24 protein-coding genes and 1 pseudogene are annotated in these 24,495 nt (G+C 30.9%); 4 read left to right on the forward strand and 21 right to left on the reverse strand.

Annotation, left to right across the window (positions count from 1 at the left end; translation table 11 throughout):
- Window positions 1-107: 107 nt before the first annotated feature.
- The 15 genes from D2A34_RS12840 to D2A34_RS12905 all read right to left on the reverse strand — a co-directional run bounded on the left by D2A34_RS12840 (window position 108) and on the right by D2A34_RS12905 (window position 12,100).
- Complete coding sequence (locus D2A34_RS12840) at window positions 108-1,364, reverse strand: MFS transporter (protein WP_119366873.1); 1,257 nt, start codon at window positions 1,362-1,364, stop codon at window positions 108-110.
- Between the two features lie 123 nt (window positions 1,365-1,487).
- Entirely contained in the window at window positions 1,488-2,705 is a 1,218-nt protein-coding gene (locus D2A34_RS12845; RefSeq protein ID WP_119366874.1) for a MerR family transcriptional regulator, read from the reverse strand.
- A 185-nt stretch (window positions 2,706-2,890) separates the two neighbouring features.
- Window positions 2,891-3,760 carry an aldo/keto reductase gene (locus D2A34_RS12850; protein WP_119366875.1) on the reverse strand — a complete coding sequence of 290 codons (870 nt, stop codon included), beginning with the start codon at window positions 3,758-3,760 and terminating at the stop codon, window positions 2,891-2,893.
- Between the two features lie 54 nt (window positions 3,761-3,814).
- Window positions 3,815-4,180 (reverse strand): ArsR/SmtB family transcription factor, encoded by a 366-nt coding sequence (locus D2A34_RS12855; RefSeq protein ID WP_079440037.1) that lies wholly within the window; start codon window positions 4,178-4,180, stop codon window positions 3,815-3,817.
- Between the two features lie 304 nt (window positions 4,181-4,484).
- Window positions 4,485-4,721: a PHP domain-containing protein gene (locus D2A34_RS27225; protein WP_242966020.1), complete on the reverse strand. Its 237-nt coding sequence runs from the start codon at window positions 4,719-4,721 to the stop codon at window positions 4,485-4,487.
- The gene (locus D2A34_RS27230; RefSeq protein ID WP_243128334.1) at window positions 4,709-5,047 is read right to left on the reverse strand and encodes a hypothetical protein; all 339 of its coding nucleotides are present in this window, start codon (window positions 5,045-5,047) and stop codon (window positions 4,709-4,711) included. Before D2A34_RS27230 ends, D2A34_RS27225 begins: the two co-directional genes overlap by 13 nt.
- A gap of 294 nt (window positions 5,048-5,341) precedes the next feature.
- The gene (locus D2A34_RS12865) at window positions 5,342-6,274 is read right to left on the reverse strand and encodes an exonuclease domain-containing protein (protein ID WP_119366876.1); all 933 of its coding nucleotides are present in this window, start codon (window positions 6,272-6,274) and stop codon (window positions 5,342-5,344) included.
- A gap of 341 nt (window positions 6,275-6,615) precedes the next feature.
- Entirely contained in the window at window positions 6,616-7,071 is a 456-nt protein-coding gene (locus tag D2A34_RS12870) for a zf-HC2 domain-containing protein (RefSeq protein WP_119366877.1), read from the reverse strand.
- Complete coding sequence (locus D2A34_RS12875) at window positions 7,068-7,556, reverse strand: RNA polymerase sigma factor (protein WP_119366878.1); 489 nt, start codon at window positions 7,554-7,556, stop codon at window positions 7,068-7,070. Before D2A34_RS12875 ends, D2A34_RS12870 begins: the two co-directional genes overlap by 4 nt.
- Before the next feature lie 447 nt (window positions 7,557-8,003).
- Window positions 8,004-8,378 (reverse strand): hypothetical protein, encoded by a 375-nt coding sequence (locus tag D2A34_RS12880; RefSeq protein ID WP_182629367.1) that lies wholly within the window; start codon window positions 8,376-8,378, stop codon window positions 8,004-8,006.
- Window positions 8,379-8,462: 84 nt separating this feature from the next.
- Window positions 8,463-8,699, reverse strand: coding sequence for a carotenoid biosynthesis protein (locus D2A34_RS12885; protein WP_207669017.1), 237 nt, complete (start codon window positions 8,697-8,699; stop codon window positions 8,463-8,465).
- An 8-nt stretch (window positions 8,700-8,707) separates the two neighbouring features.
- A complete protein-coding gene (locus D2A34_RS12890; protein ID WP_119366880.1) occupies window positions 8,708-9,640 on the reverse strand; it encodes an oxidoreductase in 933 nt (310 codons plus the stop codon).
- A 116-nt stretch (window positions 9,641-9,756) separates the two neighbouring features.
- Window positions 9,757-10,839, reverse strand: coding sequence for a HAMP domain-containing sensor histidine kinase (locus D2A34_RS12895; protein WP_207669018.1), 1,083 nt, complete (start codon window positions 10,837-10,839; stop codon window positions 9,757-9,759).
- Entirely contained in the window at window positions 10,836-11,522 is a 687-nt protein-coding gene (locus D2A34_RS12900) for a response regulator transcription factor (protein WP_079440043.1), read from the reverse strand. The genes D2A34_RS12895 and D2A34_RS12900 overlap by 4 nt, the downstream gene beginning before the upstream one ends.
- Before the next feature lie 17 nt (window positions 11,523-11,539).
- Window positions 11,540-12,100 (reverse strand): class I SAM-dependent methyltransferase, encoded by a 561-nt coding sequence (locus D2A34_RS12905; RefSeq protein ID WP_079440044.1) that lies wholly within the window; start codon window positions 12,098-12,100, stop codon window positions 11,540-11,542.
- 131 nt (window positions 12,101-12,231) lie between these two features.
- Between D2A34_RS12905 and D2A34_RS12910 the strand changes: the two are divergent.
- A pseudogene (locus tag D2A34_RS12910) lies at window positions 12,232-12,560 on the forward strand (sigma-70 family RNA polymerase sigma factor); the annotation flags it as partial.
- 319 nt (window positions 12,561-12,879) lie between these two features.
- Here D2A34_RS12910 and D2A34_RS12915 read toward each other — a convergent pair.
- Both D2A34_RS12915 and D2A34_RS12920 read right to left on the reverse strand, forming a co-directional pair.
- Window positions 12,880-13,752: a carotenoid biosynthesis protein gene (locus D2A34_RS12915; protein WP_079440045.1), complete on the reverse strand. Its 873-nt coding sequence runs from the start codon at window positions 13,750-13,752 to the stop codon at window positions 12,880-12,882.
- 18 nt (window positions 13,753-13,770) lie between these two features.
- On the reverse strand, window positions 13,771-14,724 hold the full coding sequence (locus D2A34_RS12920; RefSeq protein ID WP_119366881.1) for an SDR family oxidoreductase: 954 nt from the start codon (window positions 14,722-14,724) through the stop codon (window positions 13,771-13,773).
- A 567-nt stretch (window positions 14,725-15,291) separates the two neighbouring features.
- Between D2A34_RS12920 and D2A34_RS12925 the strand changes: the two genes are divergently transcribed.
- Window positions 15,292-15,819, forward strand: a complete 528-nt coding sequence (locus D2A34_RS12925) for a TetR/AcrR family transcriptional regulator (protein WP_119366882.1) — start codon at window positions 15,292-15,294, stop codon at window positions 15,817-15,819.
- Window positions 15,820-16,683: 864 nt separating this feature from the next.
- Here the strand turns inward: D2A34_RS12925 and D2A34_RS12930 are convergent.
- Window positions 16,684-17,709: an SDR family oxidoreductase gene (locus D2A34_RS12930; protein ID WP_182629368.1), complete on the reverse strand. Its 1,026-nt coding sequence runs from the start codon at window positions 17,707-17,709 to the stop codon at window positions 16,684-16,686.
- Between the two features lie 115 nt (window positions 17,710-17,824).
- On the opposite strand from D2A34_RS12930, the gene D2A34_RS12935 reads away from it, so the two are divergent.
- Window positions 17,825-18,346, forward strand: coding sequence for a TetR/AcrR family transcriptional regulator (locus D2A34_RS12935; protein ID WP_079440049.1), 522 nt, complete (start codon window positions 17,825-17,827; stop codon window positions 18,344-18,346).
- A gap of 411 nt (window positions 18,347-18,757) precedes the next feature.
- Here the strand turns inward: D2A34_RS12935 and D2A34_RS12940 are convergent, their stop codons facing one another.
- Genes D2A34_RS12940 through D2A34_RS12950 form a run of 3 tightly spaced genes read right to left on the reverse strand, consistent with a single transcriptional unit; the run spans window position 18,758 to window position 23,380 of the window.
- Window positions 18,758-20,083 carry an MFS transporter gene (locus D2A34_RS12940; protein WP_119366884.1) on the reverse strand — a complete coding sequence of 442 codons (1,326 nt, stop codon included), beginning with the start codon at window positions 20,081-20,083 and terminating at the stop codon, window positions 18,758-18,760.
- Between the two features lie 12 nt (window positions 20,084-20,095).
- The gene (locus tag D2A34_RS12945; protein ID WP_119366885.1) at window positions 20,096-22,750 is read right to left on the reverse strand and encodes a phosphoenolpyruvate synthase; all 2,655 of its coding nucleotides are present in this window, start codon (window positions 22,748-22,750) and stop codon (window positions 20,096-20,098) included.
- 15 nt (window positions 22,751-22,765) lie between these two features.
- Window positions 22,766-23,380 (reverse strand): TetR/AcrR family transcriptional regulator, encoded by a 615-nt coding sequence (locus D2A34_RS12950; protein ID WP_079440051.1) that lies wholly within the window; start codon window positions 23,378-23,380, stop codon window positions 22,766-22,768.
- Window positions 23,381-23,912: 532 nt separating this feature from the next.
- Here D2A34_RS12950 and D2A34_RS12955 point away from each other — a divergent pair.
- Window positions 23,913-24,491 (forward strand): sigma-70 family RNA polymerase sigma factor, encoded by a 579-nt coding sequence (locus D2A34_RS12955; RefSeq protein ID WP_079441951.1) that lies wholly within the window; start codon window positions 23,913-23,915, stop codon window positions 24,489-24,491.
- The last annotated feature ends 4 nt before the right edge of the window (window positions 24,492-24,495 follow it).

Consider the following 24,495-nt stretch of genomic DNA (forward strand, 5'->3'; position numbering starts at 1 on the left):
CTATACTCTAAAAAAGCTTTTAAATTTTAATGCTTAATTCATCTTCCAATAAATATTTAGATAATTTAGTAGGTTTATATTTTATAATCATTTTTTCTCAAGTAAAGCTAGTCAGCTTTAGCATATAATATACTAAAAACATAAAGTCCTACTCCACTTATTATTGGTAATATATATGCCGGTATACGATTTATAAGAGCTCCCGCTATGATTAGCGCGATAGGTAGAATTATTTTAGCTATGCTAATTCCTATACTTAATACTCTTCCTCTAAAACTTTCTGAAATAGTTTGTTGTAGTATATAAAAAATAGGTATATCAATCGAAGATACAGCTATGCCTGCTAATAACATTATCAAACTGAAATATATTAAATAAATGTTTTTATCATATATTTTATAGTGCATTATAACAGAGATTCCTATTGCTATCATACATATTGATAATATGATATTAGAGGATTTTATAATTTGGAGATAGGAATACTTATTCATAACTTTTTTTATTATTAGTGCACCAGCAATCATTCCTACAGAGAAAAAAGCCTGTATTATGCCAAAAAAATTAGCATTTAATTTTAAAATATTATTGATTATATATGGCATTGGCACATTAATTGAAAGTCCAATAAAAAAATTCAATGCTATAAAAATTCCAAACATATTTATAATACTTTTTTTACTTCTTAAATATTTGATGCCGTCAATAATATCAATGAAAATATTAAATTTTTCTTCAGTTTTCTCATTTTTATCATAATTGAACTTAAAATTCATAAATAGCTGAAGTAATGCTGAAATACCGAAAGAAAAACCATTAATTATTATGAATAACCTTATATCTAACAAAGCAAAAACTATACCTCCAACCATTGGACCTAGTATAGAAGAGGAAGCTTCAATTACTTTATTGATGGAATTTATATGAATAAGCCTTTCTTTTGATACTATATTAGGTTTTGCTGCTTCAATACTTATTGCATAAATAGTAGAAGATACATTTAAGAAAAATGTACTTAAATATATAATTGTTAGATTTAGATTCTGTTTTGCAGTTAACATAAATATACCTAATAATAGAATTCCATTTAGTGCATCTGTAATAACGGCAAGCAGTTTTTTATCAATTCTATCAGCAAGTGCACCTGCAAATGGATTTACAAGAACGGTAGATAGAATGGCAATTATTAATGTAGTTGCAAAGCTTAATCCTGAACCAGTAAGCTTTAACACATATAGGCTGATGGCGAAATTATATATTGACGTTCCAAATAGAGATATAAAACTTGCAATTGAAAATAAAAATACATTTACTAGCTCCGCATTCTTTAGAAGCTTTTTCAATGATAAGACTGATACTAACAATTTAATTCCTTCTTCCTTAAAAATAATATTTCTAATTTCATTGTAAATAGTAGTCTTATCACCATATCAATTGATTAATTCAGTAAAATTTTGTGCTAAAATGAAGAAAAGATAGGGTTAACCCTACCTTTTTCCAAAAATCAAATATGAATATACCTTTTCTCCATCTCTAAAATAACTTTCATATTTTCCGCCTTTTTCTATATAGTTTGATATATTTTCTTCAAAGATATTATAGTTAAGTTTTGAAAGCTGATTCTTAACATTATCTATTGTGAAGTTTTTTCGGTATTTATCTTCTATTAAGCAGTTTGATGCAAAATTTTTGAATAGAATATAGCTTCCTATTATATCTGCACTATCCTTTACATAATTATTAACTTGATTTAATAAAAACTCCTCATGATCAAAACTGTAGTTACTTGTTCCTGAAATATCTAAGAGCATATCAACAGATTTATCTTTTATTGGAATTTGCTCAAAATCAGAACAAATGAATAATATATTCTTTTTACAATTTATACTCTCTAAAATGCTTTTTAAGAATAAATGTTTATTTATATCGTGATCTACAGCAATATATATTGAATCGTCAGGTAAATTTTGATAAACATTTCTTAAAAAAAATCCAATTCCAGAACCTAGCTCAAGTAAAACTTTATTTTTTAAATTCTGAAAATCAATTTTTTTATATATCCAATCCATTCCACGATAAACATTTTCAAGATAAGCTTCATTAGTAGAATTTATATAATCTATAATGTAGTTAAAGTCAAAATTAAAATCAGAATCTACTTTTGTATTAGAGACCCTTAATATGCCGTCTTCAATTATATATTCCTCACCACAAGAGCATTCCAATTTTCCATTAATAATTTGATTATTTGTTATATTACCTTCAAGAAGTTCTAAATCTTTTTTGCATCTAAAACACTTTAAAATATTAAGTGCTCTAATATCTATACCTATAATAGATTTATCTTTGCCTTCTACATTTGAAAGATCACTTAATTTTGTTTCGAGCTTTTGCTTCATTCCTCTAAGTTCTTTTATCTGATTTTCTATTTGCTTATATTTATTTATGAAAAATGTTTTAAAACATTCCTCTTCCTCATATTTAGTTAGTTTCCCTAATCTTTTAAACATAAAAATTGATTTAATTTCGCTTAATGAAAAACCCATTCCTTTAAGCAGGAGCACATCTTCCAAATCACTTTGGCATCTATTATCAAAGTTGTATTGTCCACCTTGCTTTTCGGGTATTATCAGAGTCATATCCATATAATGTCTTATAGTATCTATTGTCAAATTGTTGACTTTAACAAATTCACCAATTTTCATGTTATCACCTCATATCCAGTAAGTTTTAAAGTAAATAATTATTACCTAAGTCTATACTTATTAGTTAACTATGATGTATTTATATTAGAGATTATAGCATATTTTTACATAACGTACGACCTACACCATTTATTTATATATTAACCGTAGAATATTAATCGCTGATTTTAGGATAGAGTCCCAATCTACTTAAGGAAAATTTTCATCAGTTTATTATAAAGGGGATTAACCATATAACCTGAAGGATTGTGAGAATACCTTTTGCCTGTATTTAGTTGATTAACTTTTCCCATTTCTTCACTGGATAATTCAAAATCAAACAGCTGAATGTTTTCTTTTATTCTTTTTGGATTTGATGATTTTGGGATAATAATAATTCCCCTTTGCGTATGCCACCGTAGAATGACTTGAGCCACTGTTTTTTTATGATCATTTGCAATTTCCTCCAACACCTTATTTTTCAATAAATCTTTATTCCCTTGCCCTAAAGGTGCCCAAGCTGCATGTAAAATTTTATGTTTAATTAAATAATCATGTAAATCATTTTGCGGGAACTCTGGATGAGTCTCAATTTGATTAACCATAGGTGCAATCTTGGAATGTTTCATTAATTCTTCAAGGTGCTGAATTTCAAAATTCGCAACTCCAATGACTTTGATTTTTCCTTCAGAATACAAATCCTCCATAGCTCTCCATGCTTCTAAATAACAAGGGGCTGCAAAATGAATTAAATACATATCAATATATTCTACATTTAGATTTTCACAAGTTCTTTTAAATGCTTTCTTAGTAGCTTCATAACCAAGATCCGTATTCCAGACCTTAGAAGTAATAAAAAATTCCTCTCTAGGTATCTTACTTTTTTGAATTTCCATCCCTAACTTTTTTTCATTTCCATAAATTTTAGCTGTATCAAAATGACGATAACCATTTCTAATAGCTTCCCCAACTGCATTCTCAAAATCTTCTTCCTTAATTAGTTTATATACTCCGAACCCTACTTGTGGAATTTTCACCCCATTAGCTGCCTTTATTTCTCTGTTAGCTACATTCATTTATTTACTCCTTTCAAAACAATTTAAAATACTATAGCAATTGTAAATTATTATTTATATCTCTTTTTCATCCAAATTCTCTTTCCAGCAATCAGACATAAATTCTTCAAGATGGGAAAATAACAATTTCACCAAAGCCAATCCACTTTTTGCTGGATTGTTTATATGATAAAAATTCATCGTACCTTGTTTTACCACATTCACAATTTTTGCTTCTTTCAATATTTTCAAATGATGCGAAACGGCTGGGCGTGATAAGTTTGTTCTTCTAGTTATTTCTCCAACTCTCATTCCAGGATATGTTCCTTTAGACAAACTTAAAATAATTAATTGTCTTGTCTCATCCCCAATAGCAGTTAACACAGGTCTACATTCTTTGAATTCATTTTCTAGCTTTTTTAAATTTTCTAATTCATTCATTGATATGCCTGCTTTAAGTAAAGAATCAAATAATGAATGGTTAACTCCTTTTACAATAAATCAACTCATTCACGTATTAATGGTTTAATCTTTTAATCAATAATAGCAATTTATAATTACCTTATCAACATCGGGAAAGTAAATCGAGACGAATACTTTATCATATAAATTAACTTGCTAAAGATAAATTCTTTATATCTATAAATGGAAAATCAGATAAACTAAAATTTGAAGCATACACAAAAGCACTATCCTATACAGAATAGTGCTGTAATCTCTTAAATCTTTATATTAAATTTTATTTTCATATTAGAAGCTCTTTTAATCTTGATATAATATTCTCTTCACTGTTTTCACAGTCTGTTCCATCAATAGATATACTTGGTTTAGTTTTACCATGAAAATCACTTCCACATGTTAAAATCAATTTATTTTTTAAAGCAAATTCCTTATAAAAATCTACTTGTTCTCTGCTATGATAACTGCTGTAAACTTCTATACCTTTAATGCCACAAGAAATAATATCTCTTAATAGAGGCATATTTTCTTTAACATTATTTCCAGGGTCGCTAAAACAGGTATTCCACCACTTTCTTCAATAATTTTAATTGCTTCTTGCAAGTCTATAAGCTTTACTTTCGCATAAGCAGGCTTCCCTTGAGCACAATAATCCCAGTAAAAATTAACATACGGATTATCATGTCTTGAACCATTTTCATAATACGGCATAAGTAGTGGATTTTTATGTTCCTTATCGAATTCCATAGCAGCTTCAGCAATCATCTCACCATTAACTACCCCATTCCTAGATAATGATGCAATAACTTCATCTGAAAAATCTATTCCTAATTCACGAATCAGCTTCATACGTTTTTTTGATGCAGCTTGTTCCTGCTGTATAATATTTTCTTCAATTTCATGAAATATAGAATTTTTATAATCTATGCCGTAACCTAAAACATGTAAGTTAACTTTATCAATAGTGCAATCTAATTCAATTGCCGGAATAATTTCAATATCCTTGCCAATTCAATATTCTTTTGCTTCCTCTATTCCATTTGTACTATTATGGTCTGCAATAGAAAAATATTTTATTTTATATTATTTATTTTTAATAATACATTATATCCCCAAAATACTTAGATGTCTTATTCTAAGACTTTATAAAGGCGCCTCACATAAATTCAAGAATTCTTCTTCATTTAATAACTTTATATTTTGCCCTTTTTGCTTTAAATCCATCACTTTTTTAAGCTTATTACTCATTTCCTCTCTATGCAAATCTTCTATATTTTTCGTATTAGTGACTATACAGGTTGTTTTCTTAGTTACAGAACTTCCTACAGTGCCACTAAGCTTTCTAACTAGATTTATTGCTTCATCTCTTGTCATAGAAGCTAATCCACCAGTAAATACAATAATCTCATTTTCAAATGCAGTAGAATTAAGATTTTTTACTGTATTTTCATTTTGTTTTGAAAACTGTTTATTAGATTTTTTTAAAACTTTTCCTTTTATTGAACATGGAGTATATTCAATTTTATTTACTGTACCTAAAGTCACTCCAACTAATTTTGATATTTCATTAATATCTTTACAGTTTAATTCTTTACTTATATTAGTTAAGATATTACCACAAGCTATTGCATCTGCTAAAGCATCATGGTGTTTAAATTCATATCCTAAAAAATTATTTACTGTATTAAGCCTTGCATTGTCAAGATTACTATAAAAATTTCTAGAAAGCTTCATTGTGCATATATACTGAAATTTTGGCATTTCTATTTCATAAAGCTCTAATGTTCTTCTTAATACAGATATATCAAAAGAAGCATTATGAGCTATTATCAAATTATCATTAAAATATTGCTTAATTTTTTCCCACACTTTATCAAATTCTAATTCATCCTTTACCATACTAGGTCTTATTCCATGAATTCCAATATTTATTGGCATAAATCTCATTTCCTTAGGCTTTATTAAGTGATGTTCTTTTTCTACAATCTCACCATTTTTTACAACAATAATTCCTATAGAACATGGACTATTTCTTTTTTCATTTGCAGTTTCAAAATCTATTGCTACAAAATTCATTGATTTTTCTCCCATATCTTTAATTATGATACTAATTTTTTATCATAAATTGATGTAAATTACAATGGAAACTCAGTTTGCATAGAACTCATTAATTCATGTTAAGATTAATATTTTTATACTTTCTATGGAAATCAAAAAGAGGTTGTCGCACAAAAAGTAAAAACTCTCGATATTTCTATAGTGAGTTTTTACTTTACGCTCTACTTTTAACCAATGCTTATAAATTAGTATCTTAAAAGTTATCAGGTTAATTTGTCCACTTTTATTTTTAGTCGTCTATTAAAAATAATATGTAATACAAAAGCTATGTATTATACTATATCCCTTGTTGTCCATGTCTAAAAAAGATGTAATACATTTTTCATCAATAGATAAATCCCCAATATAGTAAAGATAATTATTGTAACAATAGCTCTTCCTAGAAAGAAATTTTTCATATACCTATCCCCTTTCAAGTCAAATTTAAATATTAGTAAACTTACAAAAACAATACCTAAAACAACAATTATTGCTGGCATAAAGTTTGAAGATGAATTTTTATTTAATGCCATTCCGATAAATGCTCCAATAAATAATAACGCTGACATTACAAGAAATAGCTTTTTCTTAATTGAGGATACTACTCTTTTATCATCTAATTCTGTTTGAATTGGCAAAGTATGTCTTCCAAGCTCTAGTTTACAGCTTTCGCAGCTTTTTATATGCTCTGTAACTAATTTAATACTATCTTCACTCGCAACGTTATCTTTAACTAGCGGTATTAAATCCAATATGACATCACATGATATGTTCAAATTAATTCCTCCTTTTTCAAAACGGATTTGAGCCATTTCTTTGTTCTAAAATCTAGTACTCTTGCCGAGTTTTCAGAAATACCTATTTTCTCTGATATTTCACAGTAACTTATCCCATCGACACGCATACTTACTACCTTTTGTACTTGCTCATCTTTGGTTTTTAAGAGTTCACACACTCTATGTGCTATTTGTTTTGTATTAAAGTTGTCAAAGGCACTATCTGCAATATATAACTCTAAAAGATCACTATACTCCACAGTAGGCTTGTTTTTTCGTAAATTTTGCAACCATAAATGGCGAGCTATGCTAAATAACCAGGTTTTAATTGATGAATTCCCCTTAAAGCTTCCAATAGAATAAATAGCCTTTATAAAGGTTTCTGAGAGCAAATCTTCTGAAAGGGTCTGATTATGAGTAATACTAAGCAAATAATTATATATATCCTGCTTATATTCTAAGTACAATTTTTCTATTTGCTTCATTTAAATCCCCCTTTCATATAATTAGTCACATTAAAACTCAAAATATTACACTACTCACAAAAAAAATTTTAGCGTGCCAGTTTTAGACACGCTTGTAGTAAATATAAAAAATCTTGTGCTACAATAGAAATTTGATTTCATCTATATTATGACCTAGTTTCATAAAAGTATCTACATGGACACTTGTTTAAAATGGATTCTTAAGTTATACAAGACCAACAGATGTACTTAAAAAGGCTGATAATGAAAAACAAGAAGTTTTCAAGAAAGAACCGATTAGTTCATGCCCATGCTGGGCACACCAAAAAAATAGCAGAAAAAGTCAATGCTTTTTCTGCTATTTTTATAAATGACACTATTTAAATTGTAATGTTAATTCTACTCTAATGCATTCATGACAATTGTTATCTTTTTGAACATCACTAACAGTACATTTATTATACTAATCTATCTATGAACGTACTTAGCGGATATAGTCGCCGTAGTATGAAGTGCAATAAATATGAAAACCATGTTTTGGGGCTGGCGATATTCAATAAAGAAATGACCAAATACCAGCCAGGCGCCTGCTGCAAGATAACTAAGTGCAATTGTGGGCAATTTCTTTAGGATTCCGAAAGCATACCGAGCAACTAAAAGTGCAAACACTCCGAATATAATTTGTCCCATTCCATAAGCGATATTCAAGCCCCAATAAAGTGTTGTTTCGGCACTGGGTACACGGGTATTTCGGAAATATTGCGAAACAACGTCAATTAATATGTGCATTGTTCCACTAAAAGTTAGCCAGCCATATGCTGCGTAAATAAGAATTTTATTCATATAATTTCTCCCTTTCAAATTTTACTGCATTTATTGGTTGAAAAGTAATTGTCCTACATCATAACAGCGTCACCTACTATCTATTCATGATGATATTACTTTTATCATGAATATAATTTGTAGAAAAATATAAACCACTAAAAACCAACCTAAATAATTTGAAATAGGAACCCCAAAGTAACTGCCCCCATCTTCCCATATCCATACTTTATTTACTGTTGCGGTAATTGGATCCATAACAACATCCCACATTACCATAATAAAGGTTGCAATAAGCGGTACTAGGAATACATTGATCCATTGGGCATAAATTTTCCTCAACAGTTTTATTAAATAAACTTTATCTTTGTCAGTTTTTCAGATACTTCCCAAAGATTTGAAGCCACCTCAACATCCATAGCTTGTGGTGCAACTTTAGCTATCGTAGGATACCCTCTCATCTCTTTCATTTTTGATGGACCATAATATGTTCCGCCTTTTACATTTTCTGCTGTCGCAGCATAAAGTGATGGCCATGCTCCATGAGCTGCTGGCTGAAATAAAAACGGACCCATTAAACGTCTTACAATTCCAGTTGGGCTATTCTTTCCAGCTCCATTAGGGATTAATTCCGTTCTTGATATCCCCGGATGTGTACTCATGCTAGTAATCCCCCAGCCAGCTGCACCACTTCGTCGTTGCAATTCAAATGCAAACATAAGGCATGCGAGTTTTGACTGACCATAGGTTACCATTGGTTTGTAATTGTGTTCTGATTGAAGATCACCAAATTCTATAACTCCTGCAGTATGAGCTAAACTACTCAATGTGATTACCCTAGGCTTGTCTCCTTTCTTAAGAAGAGGAAGCATTTGTGCTGTTAATGCAAAATGTCCAAAATAATTTGTACCCATTTGTAGTTCAAATCCATCTTTTGTAACCAAACGCTTAGGCGGAGCCATTACCGCTGCATTGTTTATAAGAATATCCAAACTTTTGCGCTCAGATCTCATTCGTTCACCAAAGGCCTCTATAGAAGCAAGATCTGCTAGGTCAAGTTTTTCAAAACGTATATTGCCATTAGGATTTATTTTCTTAATCTTTCTTATAGCTTCTTCTCCTTTATCCTTGTTTCTACCTGCCATTATAACTTCAGCTCCAGCACGTGTCATCTCCAATGCTGTCTCATATCCAATTCCACCTGTTCCAGTAATAACAACTGAACGACCTTTTTGTGAAGTAATATCTTCTGAAGTCCAATTTTTTTTCATATTTTTTGCCATAATAACAGCTCCTTATTATTTTATAATTATTGAGATTCCGTAAATGAGTATTATGTCTACTTCGTACCTTTAAGCTAATCTATAGGTTTTATTGGAACTATTGAGTATAACGCAATTTAATTGCTAATAGGCAATTTAATATGTATTCTTATCATATCATCCTCACATTCAGCCCAAACCTCACCATTATGAAGTGCTATAATTTTTTGTGATATTGCCAATCCCAGTCCTGAACCTTCGATTTTGCTTGATCTTGAAATATCAACTCTATAAAATTTCTCAAACATTTTATTCAACTTGTCCTGTTCAATATGTTTACCCTTGTTTGAAATAGAAATATGAGTGTAGTCTGACTTGTTTTCTGCCTTGATAATAATTTCTGATGGTTTAATACTATACTTTTCTGCATTATTTAAAATGTTATCAAAAACTCTGACTATTTTTTCAATATCTATTTTAATTGGGATTTCTTCAGCTATATCTGTTATAATACTTAAACCTTTAGTTTCAAGCACTGGAGTATATTCTCCTAGTATTTGAATAAGTATAGAACTCAAATCCACTTCTTCAAGTTTTAAGGATATATCTCTACTAGATAGCTTTGTGTACTCGAATAATTCATCAATAAGATTTTTCAATTTTATTGATAAGTTATATGTTGAGATTAAATGTTCCTTCTCTTCTTCTTTACTTTTATATTTTTCATTTTTTAAAATATCTATATATCCAATTATCGCTGTTAAAGGAGTTCTTAAATCATGAGAAACATTGGTTATTAACTCAGTCTTTGTATTTTCTATTCCTCTTTCATGTTCAAACTTATCCTTTAGCTCCAAAGACATAGAATTAATGCTTTTGCAAAGTTCTGCTAATTCATCATTCCCACGTACTTTCAAGGTTGAACCTAATTGTTCATTTGCAATTTTAGAGACTTCTTCAGAAATATATTTTATATATTTTATTTTCTTATTTACTAATAATAAAAATATGACCAAAAAAGCTGCTATTCCAATTGCAGAGATAATAAAGCTTATAATACAATAATCTATTACTTCCCCAGCGTTATCTCTTGCCAAGAAATAGGGTATAGTAATAAAAGTCGAAGATATATATACTAACAAAAATGCAAATGAGACAGAAATTATAATTGATAATATAAGTTCAACACTGATTTTTTTTGTAAATATTGAAAATTTCATATCTTATACCCAACTCCCCAAACAGTCTTGATATATATAGGTTTTCTTGGGTCTTCCTCAATTTTTTCTCTTATCTTTGTTATATGCACCATAACTGCATTATCTGATTTATAAAAGATTTCTCCCCATACTCTTTCGTAAATCTTTTTTATACTGAAAACAATTCCTTTATTACTTGCAAGAAGTTCAAGTATATCAAATTCTTTTGGTGTAAGTCTGATCTCATTGCCTCCTGAATACACTTGCCTTGTATCGGTATTTATTATCAAGTTACCAATTTCAATTATATTCTTTGCTATATTTTGGGGAGTGGAGTATTTTGTATATCTTCTAAGCTGCGACTTAACTCTTGCAATAAGTTCCATAGCATTAAAGGGCTTTGTTATATAGTCATCAGCACCTGATGCCAGACCATGAATTTTATCAAGTTCTTCTGATTTTGCAGATAAAAAGATAATAGGCATCATATTAACTTCTCTAATTTTCATACAGAGTTCTATCCCATCCATAATCGGCATCATGATGTCTAAAAGGATAAGATCAATATTATATTCATCAATAAGTTTAAGAGCCTGTTCTCCATTTTCTGCTTTTAACACCTCATAGCCTTCGTTTTCTAAATATATCCCTGTAATTTTTCTTATTTCACTATCATCATCAACTATTAAAATTTTGTTTGACATAAAGTTACTCCTTTTCTTTAAGAATTTTGACATTTTAGTACATAAGCTGGCGGAACATTAAGTACCACTCTTTCTAAATCTATTTTTTTAAAAAATCCTGCAATAAATTCTTTCTTTAAAAGAGTGTACTGAAAAGTTATAAATAACCCATCTTTCTTCAATATACTTCTAGTTTTTCTTAATATGTTATTTGAAACATTCTTAGGTAAACTTGCAAAAGGTAGACCTGAAACTACATAATCAACTTCATTAATATTGTGCTCTTTTAAATATTTATCTACATTTTCAGCAGAGTCATTTTTTAAGATAATTTTATCATATCCCTTATATCTTTCCTCTAGTTGCTTACAAAATTCTTTATTAAATTCTAACAGCAGTAATATCGTGTCCTTTCTTTTCCCCTCTACAAGCTTGTCTGTAAATACACCTGTACCTGGTCCGTATTCAACTATGCACTTTGCATTTTCAAAATCAATATCTCTGATCATTTTCTCAGCTAACCTTTGTGAACTAGGAGCCACGGCTCCAACAATTCTTGGCGATTTAAAATATTCTCTCAGAAATTTTACTATCTTCACACTAAATCTTCCCCCTTATTTTTAATAATTGATGGACAGCTATTGCTGATTTGTTTTAAGAATTATTACATGGTCCTAGTATAAAGATAAAAGCTTAACATTCTCCCCCAAAAAATCTTAAGAATTCTTAAGAAAATGAATGTTACAAATCATTATTCAAATGTGTTTCCATGTGCAATTTAGAAAGACATAGATTTGTTGCCTATGCCACTAATTCAATTAAAAATAACATGAATGATCTTATAAAACGAATTAAAACTAGAAGCTCAACTGGAGGATATGATGCTTTAAGTCTCCTTGATGATTTTGAAAAAGAACTTTAGATTTTATTTTCTTTAAAAACAATACAGTTCAAAAATATACTCATTTTTAAAATATGTGCAACTCTACAGCTACTCGAAAAAAGAAAGTTGCTTTAAATAAAATCTTCAACTATATTTCCTTAAATTATCAAGCTTAAGAGCTCCAAGATTACTAAATTCTTGGAGCTTTTATTTTCATAATGAGATTATTAAGTTCAGATATACTGTCAAATGAACTTGTTATTTTTTGATTTTGCTGACGCACTCTTGTTAAATGTGTGAAAGTTCTGAATTGCAGCATAGCTGCTTTTTTTATAGGTGTATATTCTTCTATGGTAATATTCTTCAGAATAAATATTGTTTAGAATATCTATTCTAGTATTCTTTAGATGCATCCAGCAAAATTCTCAGCAACTGGAATAAATGCATGCACCTTATTTCGGTAAGTTCTATGCTAAAGTATAGTTTTCAACTTGTTTATCTATATCTAAGCTCATTTGAATTGTATATCGTTATGGCGGAGAGAATACTCACAAACATCATCGTAAATACACAAACTAAGCCCATAGAACTAAATATTTCTCTATTTCCCGTTTCCACCAAAGCTTGCCCTATAAAGCTCAAGCCTTGTATCCCATATATGATTGATGCTTCAAGCCAGAATGTTTTCTTAAAATCATCTCTTTTTTCCACTATATCATATCTTGAGATGTAGATGGAAAAAATCTGTAGAAATATATAGACTACTAAAAACCAACCTAAATAGTTTGAAATTGGAACGTTAAAGTAACTGCCTCCATCCTCCCATATCCATACTTTATAAACTGTTGCAGTAATAGGATCCATAACTACATCCCACATTACCATAATAAAAGATGCAATTAACGGTACTAGGAATACATGAGCACCTTTAAGTCTTTTGCCAGTCTGTCCATTTAGTATGTTTGATAAAGTCCATGCCATATAACCCATTCCAAAGTAAGCAGGCATTATTAATAATGGGACTTCCAATATTCGTGGACCAGACATGGTATAGTGATAATTCCCAAAAGGAAACCCCATGTAAATACTTAAAGCCTCAAAGGAATTACTGACTATCCACGTAACTACAAAAAATATAGCCATATTTTTGAATCCATAACGCTTACCCCCATGAATAAACGCCAAAAGGCATATGCAAAGAGCACCCGCAGGCCTTGCAACGTCACTTAAAGGGTTGTGTGGGGCAACTAGAATTGAAGTATACAGTATAAATACAACTGCAATTAATGACCATCTTAAAAAACTAAATTCTTTATTTTTATTCGTTGTTATTATATTTTCATTTAAACTAATTGAACTATTTGACATAGCTTTTCCTCCTCATTTTTATTTTTCACACATTGATGCTATCTTGTCAAAATCTACACTCGTTAACTGTTTTGAAACTTCCCATAAGCGTTTTGCAACATTTACATCTTGTGCTTTAGTCGGTATCTTAGCTTGTCCAGGTAGACCTTTAATTTCATAAAATCCACCCGGTCCGTAATACCCTCCGCCTTCAGCATTTGGTGCAGCTGCTGCGTACAGGGAAGGTAACGCTCCATTTTGAGCCGATTGTCGCATAAATGTAAAGATATTTAACATCCTTGCTAATAAACTTTTTTCACCTGGACCATTAGCCATCAAATCCGTACTTGAAATTCCTGGATGAGATGCGATGCTCATGATACCCCAGCCTGCTGCATCACTACGACGTTGAAGTTCTAAAGTAAACATTAAATCTGCAAGTTTTGATTGATCATAAGCATCCATTGAGTGATAATTACGCTCTGACTGCAAGTCATCAAAATTAATTTTAGCTTTTCTTTCTCTGTTTGCCATACTGCTGACAGTGACCACTCGCGGTTTATTTCCTTTTCTTAATAGTGGCATTAGATGAGCAGTTAATGCAAAGTGCCCAAGGTAATTTGTCCCAAATTGCAACTCAAATCCATCCTTAGTGACTTTTCGCTTTGGTGGCGTCATCACACCTGCATTATTGATAAGTAGGTCGAGGCTTTGACGCTGATTTTTTATACGAGCACCAAATGCTTCTATAGATGCAAGATCAGCTAAGTCGATACTCTCAAAGCGTATATTAGCTGAAGGAACTATTGTACGAATTTTATTTACTGATTCAGCTCCCTTTTTTTCATTACGACCTGCCAAAATGACCTCTGCTCCTGCACGAACCAAAACCAATGCCGTCTCGTATCCCAATCCACCTGTACCTGTAATGATAACTGAACGACTATGTTGTTTGGGAATATTGATATTTATCCATTCTTCTGATTTTTTCATGCTTTTTCCCCTTCCTATCTCTAATTAATGTTATAAGTTGCAACTCCCTTGTGGTGAATATTCTTGAAATCTCCTGTTAATTGGACATTGTTGTTTTGTTTTTTACTTAAGATAAAATCTCGTTAATTTGTTAAACTTTTTATCGTTCCGTTATATTTGTAACGTTACATATGCAACGGATTAATTCTTATATTATATTGCTAATCACCTGAAGTCAATACTCTCAAGGCCGTCTGTTACAATAGAGAAAAATTTGTTACGCATGATTCATAAACTGAAGCTCAAAAAATCACATGATTTCAATATGGTTGCAATGGTACATCATAATCTATACCTATGTTTGAGTTTGCTTGTACCTTAGGCAATATCCGCCCATTATAAATCTGGGAAAATTCTTAATGAAGAAATGAGATTTATGGAATTGTTATTTCGGAACATCTGTAGTTATCCATTTTCTAAATTACAAGTGTAACGTTACACTTGTAATGGATTTATTCTTATATTATAATGTTAATTATTGAAATTTATATTCCCAAAGTCATCTATTACATAAAGGGGGAATTTATTTTGCCTGATTCTTATACCGAGGTCCAAAAAAAACTCACAAAAGAAAGTATATTTATTGCCCTGATAAAATTATTAGAAAAACATCAGTTTAATGAAGTAACCATAACGCAGATAACTAATCTTGCAGGTGTATCAAGAATGGCTTTCTATAGAAACTATAATGTTAAAGAAGATATTATAACCACCTATCTGGATGAGCTGTTCAATGAATTTATGAATGAAATTAAAAATTCAAGGGCCAGCGAAAAATACGATGTTGCGTTGCTTTACTTTTCTTATTTTAAAGAAAGGAAAGATTTTATTGAAGTATTAATTAAGTCAGGATTGATATATATCTTTTATGATAGATTGAGTTATTATTTATTCAACTTTCTTGAGAGTATAGGTGGTAATAACTTGCCATATAATAATTATCTTACAAGATACGCATCGGGTGGCCTCTACAGCATTTTAATAGAATGGATAAATAACGATACTAAGGAGAGTGTTGAAGAAATGGCCAAACTTATTGCTGAAATTAATATTTAATGTCAATTCTTATAATAAAGAAATACATATGAAATACTACAAAATGAAAAACCTAATCATATAGATAAACAATGTGTAACTTAGACTTATGAATGCAACTCGCCGAAAGAAAGGGTATTCTGTTGCTCGGTTGCGAGAGAATACCCTTTCTTTCTGGTGAGGAATATACTTCAAAGTATAAATCAAACTCTTGTTTGGGTTATCTATAGTAGGGGCAGTTTTTTCAGTGCTCTCCAGTTACTAAAGAAAAATAGGCTTTACCTTCAAAACGTTAACATTTTGAAGGTAAAGCCTTATTAATTTACAATTCTTATGTGCATGTTGAAGCACTTATCTTCAGAGCTGCCAATCCATCAAAACTAATATACTACTGTTCTATCATTTTACTCCTTATGAAGAAGATAATATTAAGCTCCATACATATTTACATCATTAGCTAGCTTCCGAGACGATGGCTATTCCGTATCCTAGGTGGCTGATATTCTAGGATTTGGCAGCGTATCATATTTCTCCAAAGTATTTCGCATCGTTAATTCCTGTTCCCCCCAAGATTTTATTCGTGATTATAGTTATTAACCCGTCATAAAATTAATTTATAGATTATTCATCTTTTACAAAATATATACAATTAAGCCACCAGACAAGAAAAAACCATGACCACCTGTAAATAGCTATTTAAGCCATATACAAATGATCGTGGATTTCATGGTGGAGGCAAAGCGTTCTATACACATGTTCAAAAAAATACGTTATTTATGATACGGTTCCCCGTATCGCTACTAAGCACGATTTTTGCTTAATGGAAGACAACTCAAAAACTTAATGATTGCCTGTTATTTAGAGGAACTTAATATATTTTAATGTCTATTTATCAATTAATCCAAGTTCAATCATACTTTTTGCAGTTGCCACGATTGCTTCTTCTGCTGATCTTGGCTGCCAGCTAAGTAACTTTTTAGCTTTTGCATTGCTGCAAGCTGTGTTTTGTCCTAAAAATGTTGCTGGCATGCGCAAATCCTTTTTAAAAATTGCCATAAATTTAATTATAAAATCCGGCAGTACCTTAGTAGATACTTTTTTTGCTGTACTTCCTAAGTATCTCTGCAAAATTTTAGCTTCTTCTTTATATGTCAGATTTTCACCCGTAGTAGCAATAAATCGCTCTCCCGCTGCTTCTGGACATGTCATTGCAAGCAAATGTAATTCTGCAACATCTCTCACATCAACGTAATCAAATCCAATTTTTAAGAGGAATGGCATATTCCCGCTGAGCATCGCACGAATAATCTGATTAGAGTGAGAAAAATCCTGTCCAAGTACAGGTCCCATGACTGCCACAGGATTAACAGCAGAGAGTTCCATATTCTCTTTCTTTGCAAATTTCCAAGCCGCAAGCTCTGCCATAGTTTTTGAACGTTGGTATGCATCAATATCCCCTGACAAGTCAGTCCAATCTTCCTCTGTGAAAATCTCCGGGTGAGACTTATGGCCTGCAAGCACTGCCCCGGAAGCAGAAGTTAGGACTACACGTTTAACACCTGCCGCTTTCGCTGCCTTCATCACGCGCAATGTACCATCAACCGCCATTTTCACCATTTCATCACCATCATCAGGACGTGTGGCTGGTGTTGGTGATGCCACATGAATAACGTAAGTCGCATCAGTTGCAGCCTTCATCCAGTTTATATCACTTGTCAAATCTGTCTGTATAAACTCAAGGTTTTCAAAATTAACTGCTCCACCTTGTTCAAGCATTGACTTAACCTCATCCTGACGTGACAATGTGCGAAGTGTTGTACGAACTCGATATCCCCGTTTCAAAAGCTTTAATATTATATGGACGGCAATGAAGCCGCTTCCGCCTGTTACTAAAACTAATTCTTTTTCCATAATAATTCCCCCTCACTAAAGTTTCACTTGTAACCTCTGTGCCATTAGCATATACTATTATCAAGATGAAATCAACACAGAAACGATCATATGTGACAATAAGGAAGGTATTGTAATGGCAGCAACAAATCACTCGCAAACCATCAAAAAAGATACAAAGGATTTTATTACAACTGCTATGTTGCAATTGCTTGCAACAGAAAAGTTATCAGAATTGACAGTTTCACAAGTTTGTAAACGGGCAGGGGTAAGCCGCATGGCTTTTTACCGAAATTTTAACGATCTCGAGCAGATTTTGTATGAGTATTACAAGCCAAAGATTGCGGCTGTATTTTATACGATTCAGCAGAATCCACCCTTCTCTGATAAATTTGATATCCAATTAAAGTTTTTCAGTACCTTTAGTGATGATTTACTTTCATCTGTTGACCGTGGATATGAACCAATTATTCAGCAGATTTTCATAGAAGAAATAACCAAATTTTATGCTCCTGATAGTGGTGAATACTGGACAACTTTCATGTCAGCGGGTGTTTATGCTGTTTGGCGAAAATGGTTTCTAAGTGGCCAGCAAAAACCACTCCAAGAAATAATGGAATTTTTTAAGCAATTTGATACATTAAAAAAGACTTTTTAAGATTTCTGCATCTATCACTTATCGTACATTTTTTATTAATTGTTGAGCAAATACTTTTAGTCTCAATCTTTTTATCTGGTATAAATTCAGATTTATAACTAAAATTTCTTTCGACAGGCATTCCAATATCTCTTAATTGAGAATGCTTACAATAAATTTAATGTAGCTTAGTCTTAGGCAAAATTATAGAAGCTTATCCGTGTAAAAAATATCGGATAGGCTTCTATTTTTATGCCTTCTATTTGGGGAATTTATTCGAAGTTTTGCTCTGCTAGTTTGCCATGAATAATTTTTTGTTATTCTAGTAACTCACCTTCTAGAAAAGAACACTTCAAATATTCTAGACTGCTATAACATACTGATAGATTAAAAAATAAAGTCTAAATCTCCTATTACAAGGATGATATAAAATTAAATACTTTCATTAACTAACCCTGCAATGCAAAGCAAACTTAAAAGTACGAAAACCCCTAAAAATTGTGTTGTATTATTTATCAATTTCACTTCAGGCGCCATACTTGTGAGAATTATCACTCCAATAGAAGCACCTAAATATCTGCTGAGTTGAATTAATCCACTTAGCACAGTTCTATCTTCACTGTTTACTGCATTTTGAGAATTTGTTAGAAACATTGCCATAATCGCACCAGTACATATACCAATAATTATATTTAATGTATTAAGTACCATTAGATTTCCTCTATTTAAAAAATATAATATTAAACTTGAGCTAAAACATAATATAATCCATAATATTCTTGTCATCTTCATTGAATTTAATTTTACTAATTCTCTTCCACCTATAAGCATTCCAACAGTAATTCCTAACATAAAAAAGAACAGTATTCTACTTTCATTTATCAAAGCTCCCTGCTTCATAAAAGCAATTCCGCATAAAGGAAGAATTGTAATAAGACCATACATAATTGCTCCAGAAATTATTGCACTAAAAATTGCCCTTCTAATAATTTTATTTTTAAAGAATTCTAGTTTTATAACTGGATTTTTATGACGTTTTTCATTTGATACAAATAATAGTATTAATATTACTACTCCTATTAGTAATAAACTTGATTCTATATCAAATTTACGATGCTTGCTAAGCATATCAGAAAAACCTACAAGAGCAACACAGAAGCTTCCAAAAAGTAATCCTCCTTTAATATCAATTTCAGATAATCTGATTTGAGAACTAGTTTCTAATACTTTAATACCAACACTTACTAAAGCCATTGCAAGAAGTATCATAATCGCAGTTACAAAAAATATCCAATGCCAGCCTAACTGTCCTGTTATAAAGGTTCCAATAGATGGACTTAAAATATTTGATAAGAGCTGAACAAATCCAAAAAGCCCTATCATCTTTCCTCTTTTACTCTCCTCAAACATATCAGAAATCATAGCTAAGGACACAGGCGTTATAATTCCTGCACCTAACCCCTGAAGCACCCTTGAAATAACAAGCTGATACATATTGGGCGCAAATCCACCATAAATAGTTCCAAAAGCAAATATACAAAGCCCTAATAAATAAAATTTCTTTTTTCCAAATATATCTGCAAGTTTTGAAAAGATAGGGATAGTTATAATAGATGAAAGCATATAACTCGAAAAAACCCAGCTATATAGACTATCCCCTCCAATTTCATTAACTATATAAGGAAGTGCAGTGGCTAGTACCAGCTGCATCATTCCCATAGCAAACATGCTTAAGAGTATTCCCATAAATCCTATCATAGAAAACACCGCCTATTCTTCTATTACCATCACATACCCGTTATTTCCGTCCACTCTGATTTTTTGACCTGTTTTAATCTTTTGGGTAGCTTCTGATATTCCTACAACTGCTGGTATTCCATACTCTCTAGCTACTACAGTCCCATGAGTTAGTAGACCTCCAACTTCCATGACTAATCCAGCTGCATTTATGAAAAGTGGTGTCCATCCTGGATCCGTAAAAGGTGCTACAAGAATCTCCCCTTTATTCAATGCTGCCTTTGAAGGATCAGTTATTACCTTTGCAATTCCCTCAATAACTCCTGAAGAAACTGGAATGCCTGGAAGTGCTCCTTTTGGAAGATTCCCTATCTTATATCCTCCTTTTATTTCTTCCCCTTCACTTGTAATAACACGAGGAGCATTTAACTTTTTATAATGTTCATATTCTTCTTTTCTTTGTTCTACTATTGTTTTAAGACTTTCATTATTTTCAATCGCTCTATATAATTCACTGAAATTTACATAAAAAATATCCTTTTCTTCATTTAAATTACCTTTAGCAACCAAATTTTCTGCTTCTTTTAGCAATTCCTTCTTAAAAATCATACAAAGTCTCATCATCATAAATTTGTGATGTTCTCTTATTGGAAAAGAATTTCTTAAAACAAATATAAGCCTTTTTGCAACTTTCGCTTTAATTTTACCATGCTTTTTTTGTATTTCCTCTATCATATTTTCTGTTGCTGCCTTAGCTTTTTTTATAGTATTTTTGTATTCTTCCCTATGAGCGCCTTCCTCTGATGTTTTAATAGTTGCAAGTATCGATTTCACAAGTGGCTCTGGGTTTTCTGTCCATCTATCTCTAGCTATATCTATTTCTCCTGAGGCACGCACTCCGTACATATTTATGAAATCATTGAAAAAAATCTTAAATTCCTCATTTCCTTTAACTTCATTTATTCTTGAAGCCAAAGTTTCATAATCTTCATTTTCAAACTCATCAATTAAGCTTTGAGATCTTCTCACCATATCCGCCAAGTCTCCAGTAAGTAATCCCATTTCTGTTGTAATGTTACCTTCTAAACCTTTTGCAATTATATTAGTATAATTATTTGTTCCTAGAAGCTTCATTTCCAGCTTTTCAAGAAGCTTAAAAGCAATAATTCCTGGTGCTAAATACGGAATTACTTTTTTAGCATCCTCATAAAGACTTGCTTTTTCATATATTATATTTAATCTTTCAGCACCTTGCTTTGCATTTAAAATAGTCTTCAAGGTATCTTCTTCACGCTGTTTAATGTAGTTATTCATAAACTCTATTGTTCCCTCAGGATTAGTGAAAATAAGATTTTTCATAACTTTAACTGCTACTGGAGCTATATATTTCAAGAAAGGTTTAATGTTAGTTTTCTTTCCTCTAAACTTTTCCTCAAAATCTTTTCTTTTTAGAAGCTCCCCTAAAGCTTCTGCCATCAAGGCATCTGCATTTTTTAATAAGTCTAAACTCTTTTCCTTTATTCTCTCTGAACACATAAGACCACTTACATCTGCATAAATTCTACCACCTGCTGAAGCCAAAATCTTATATTTTTCTTCTCTTTTAATATTTTTTCCAAAAGGCAGCATATCCCTAAATAAATCAATCCCTAAAGGAGACATTGGATCTGTCATAACTTGAAGATGATTTATAGAAATATATACATGTGCGTTATCATCATTATTATTAGGAGTTGGAAGTGGAAATAATGATGTAATTGCACGACTCTGCACAATATACAGCTCACCATTTTCTAGACACCACTCAATATCCTGAGGGCAGCCATAATGTTTTTCTATCTTCATTCCAAGTTCAGCAAGCCTTTTTATCTCAGAATCCTTCATTACCTGGTTAGTAGATTTTTCACCTGTAATATCAACTTTTTTAGTTCCCCCACCTTGAATTGGCATTATAGCAAGTTTCTTTTCTGCTATAGTCTTATCTATTATTTCCTTTTTCTTCTTATTAAATTTATATATATCTGGGGATACAAGACCAGAAACTAACGCTTCTCCAAGTCCAAAGCTTGCATCAATAGAAATAATTCCTCTATGTCCTGATACGGGATCTGCAGTAAACATAATACCAGCTATATCTGGTAAAACCATCTTTTGAACTACTACAGACATATGTACTTTTTCGTGCTCAATTTTATTTTGCAATCTGTAAAGTATAGCTCTATCAGTAAATAATGACGCCCAACAATTTCTTACGGAATTAATTAGTGAAGCTTTTCCTTTAATATTAAGATAGGTATCTTGTTGACCTGCGAAAGAGGCAAAAGCTAAATCTTCTGCAGTAGCACTGGATCTAACAGCATAATAGTTATCAATCCCAATCTTATCAGCTGCTTTAATGATTTCTTCTTCTACTTTTTTAGGCATTTCTGCTTGTTCTATTTTTTCTCTTATTTTAGCTCCTATGGTAGCAATATTTTCAAGATTTGCATCTTTAATTTCTTCTATAATAAAATCATAAAGTTTATTATAATTTATAAATTCCTTATAACTTTCTGTAGTTACACAAAAACCAAAAGGAACTGGAAAACCAGCCTTAGTCATCTCTCCTAGATTTGCACCTTTGCCTCCTAGAAGTGATAAATCTTTCTTATCTATTTCATCAAAATATAATATGTAGTTGTTTTCCATGGCAATCATCTCCCTCTAATTATTTTGTGCCCCTGCTCCATTTATAAACAATTCTATAATTTGTGCTTTTGATATCTCTAAATTAATATCTTCATTTCCATAAACACTTGAAATGAAATAATTCATATACATGAATTGAAAATTTCTCGCCATTATTACTGAAGGAATATCATTTCTAAGCTCATTATTTTCTTGTGCATTTTTTATAACTTCTGAAATCAAATTTTCCAATCCACTTCTATTAGGATTATCTAAAGGATTGACGCTAAAAAGTGTTTGGAGTCTGTATCTAAAATAAATTGCTGTATATTGAATATTTCCACTAAATATATGATTTATGAAATCTAATATCTTATTTAATGTTTCTTTTATATCTCTTGTTTCTTTGAATTTTTCACTAACTTCACTAAAATTATTATCATGATTATTTATAAGACCCTGAAAATAAGCTGATAATATTGACTCTTTATCTTGGAAGTAATTATATAATGTACCTTTAGAAATATCAGATTTAGTAGCTATTTCCTCCATATAAGTCTCTTGAAAACCTTTTTCTTCAAATAGAGATAATGCACTATCTATTATTATTTCCTTAGTCAATTCTTTTTTACGTTCTCTTCTATTTATCATTGTAATTCCTCCCAAAATTTATTTTTGAACTAAGTTCATTTTTATACTTCGTATAATTTTATACTACATCAAATATTTTTAGAAGTCAATATTCTTTATATTAAGACTTTGAAATAAAAAACACGACCATCTGTAAGCAGCTATTTAAGCCACATACAAATGGTCGTAGTTCATGGTGAAAGCGAAGCACTCGTTACTTCTGTTCAAAAAATAATATGTTATTTATGATACGGTTCACACTTCATCATCCTAAACTTTTTTCAATATTATAAGTCTTTTATTATATTCGCTTCATCTTCCCATTATAAACATTATGAGAGTAAATCGCTTGCTCATCTGACTTTAGGAAGAGGAGTTTCATCTATAGTGGGAGTGTTACGGATGCTAGCTATCGGTTAAAATTTTTCATTTTTATACACCTCGTTGGAGATATATGAAATTTCACCATATATACTATATGTAGAGAGAATTTTATATTTCGCACTACATATAGTGGTAAAATAATTTTATATAATACTCATAGGAGGTCTGTATGGATTTTAATTACATTGAAGAATTAGTTTATAAATGTAAAAATGGAGATATGTTATCAAAAGATAAATTGGCTGAAGAATTTAGACCTTTAATCTTAAATGTTTCTAAAAAAACTTTTATTGATGGATATGACATACAGGATCTTCATAATGAATGTTACAAATCATTATTTAAATGTGTTTCCATGTACAATTTAGAAAGGCATAGATTTGTCGCATATGCCACTAATTCAATTAAAAATAACATGAATGATCTTATAAAACGAATTAAAACTAGAAGCTCCACTGAAGGATATGGGGCTTTAAGTCTCCTTGATAATTTCGAAAAAGATCTGCCATCTCATGATATCAGCTTAGAAGATTTATTTTGTGAGGAATGTGATTATACGGATTTGAGACTAGCCCTTAATTATTTAAACGATGATGAAAAAGAACTTATAGATTTTATTTTCTTTAAAAACAATACAGTTCAAAAATATGCTCACTTTAAAAATATGTGCTACTCTACAGCTACTCGAAAAAAGAAAGTTGCTTTAAATAAAATCTTCAACTATATTTCCCTAAATTATCAAGCTTAAGGGC

The organism is Clostridium chromiireducens, assembly GCF_003575225.1.
Taxonomy (GTDB): Bacteria; Bacillota; Clostridia; order Clostridiales; family Clostridiaceae; genus Clostridium; species Clostridium chromiireducens.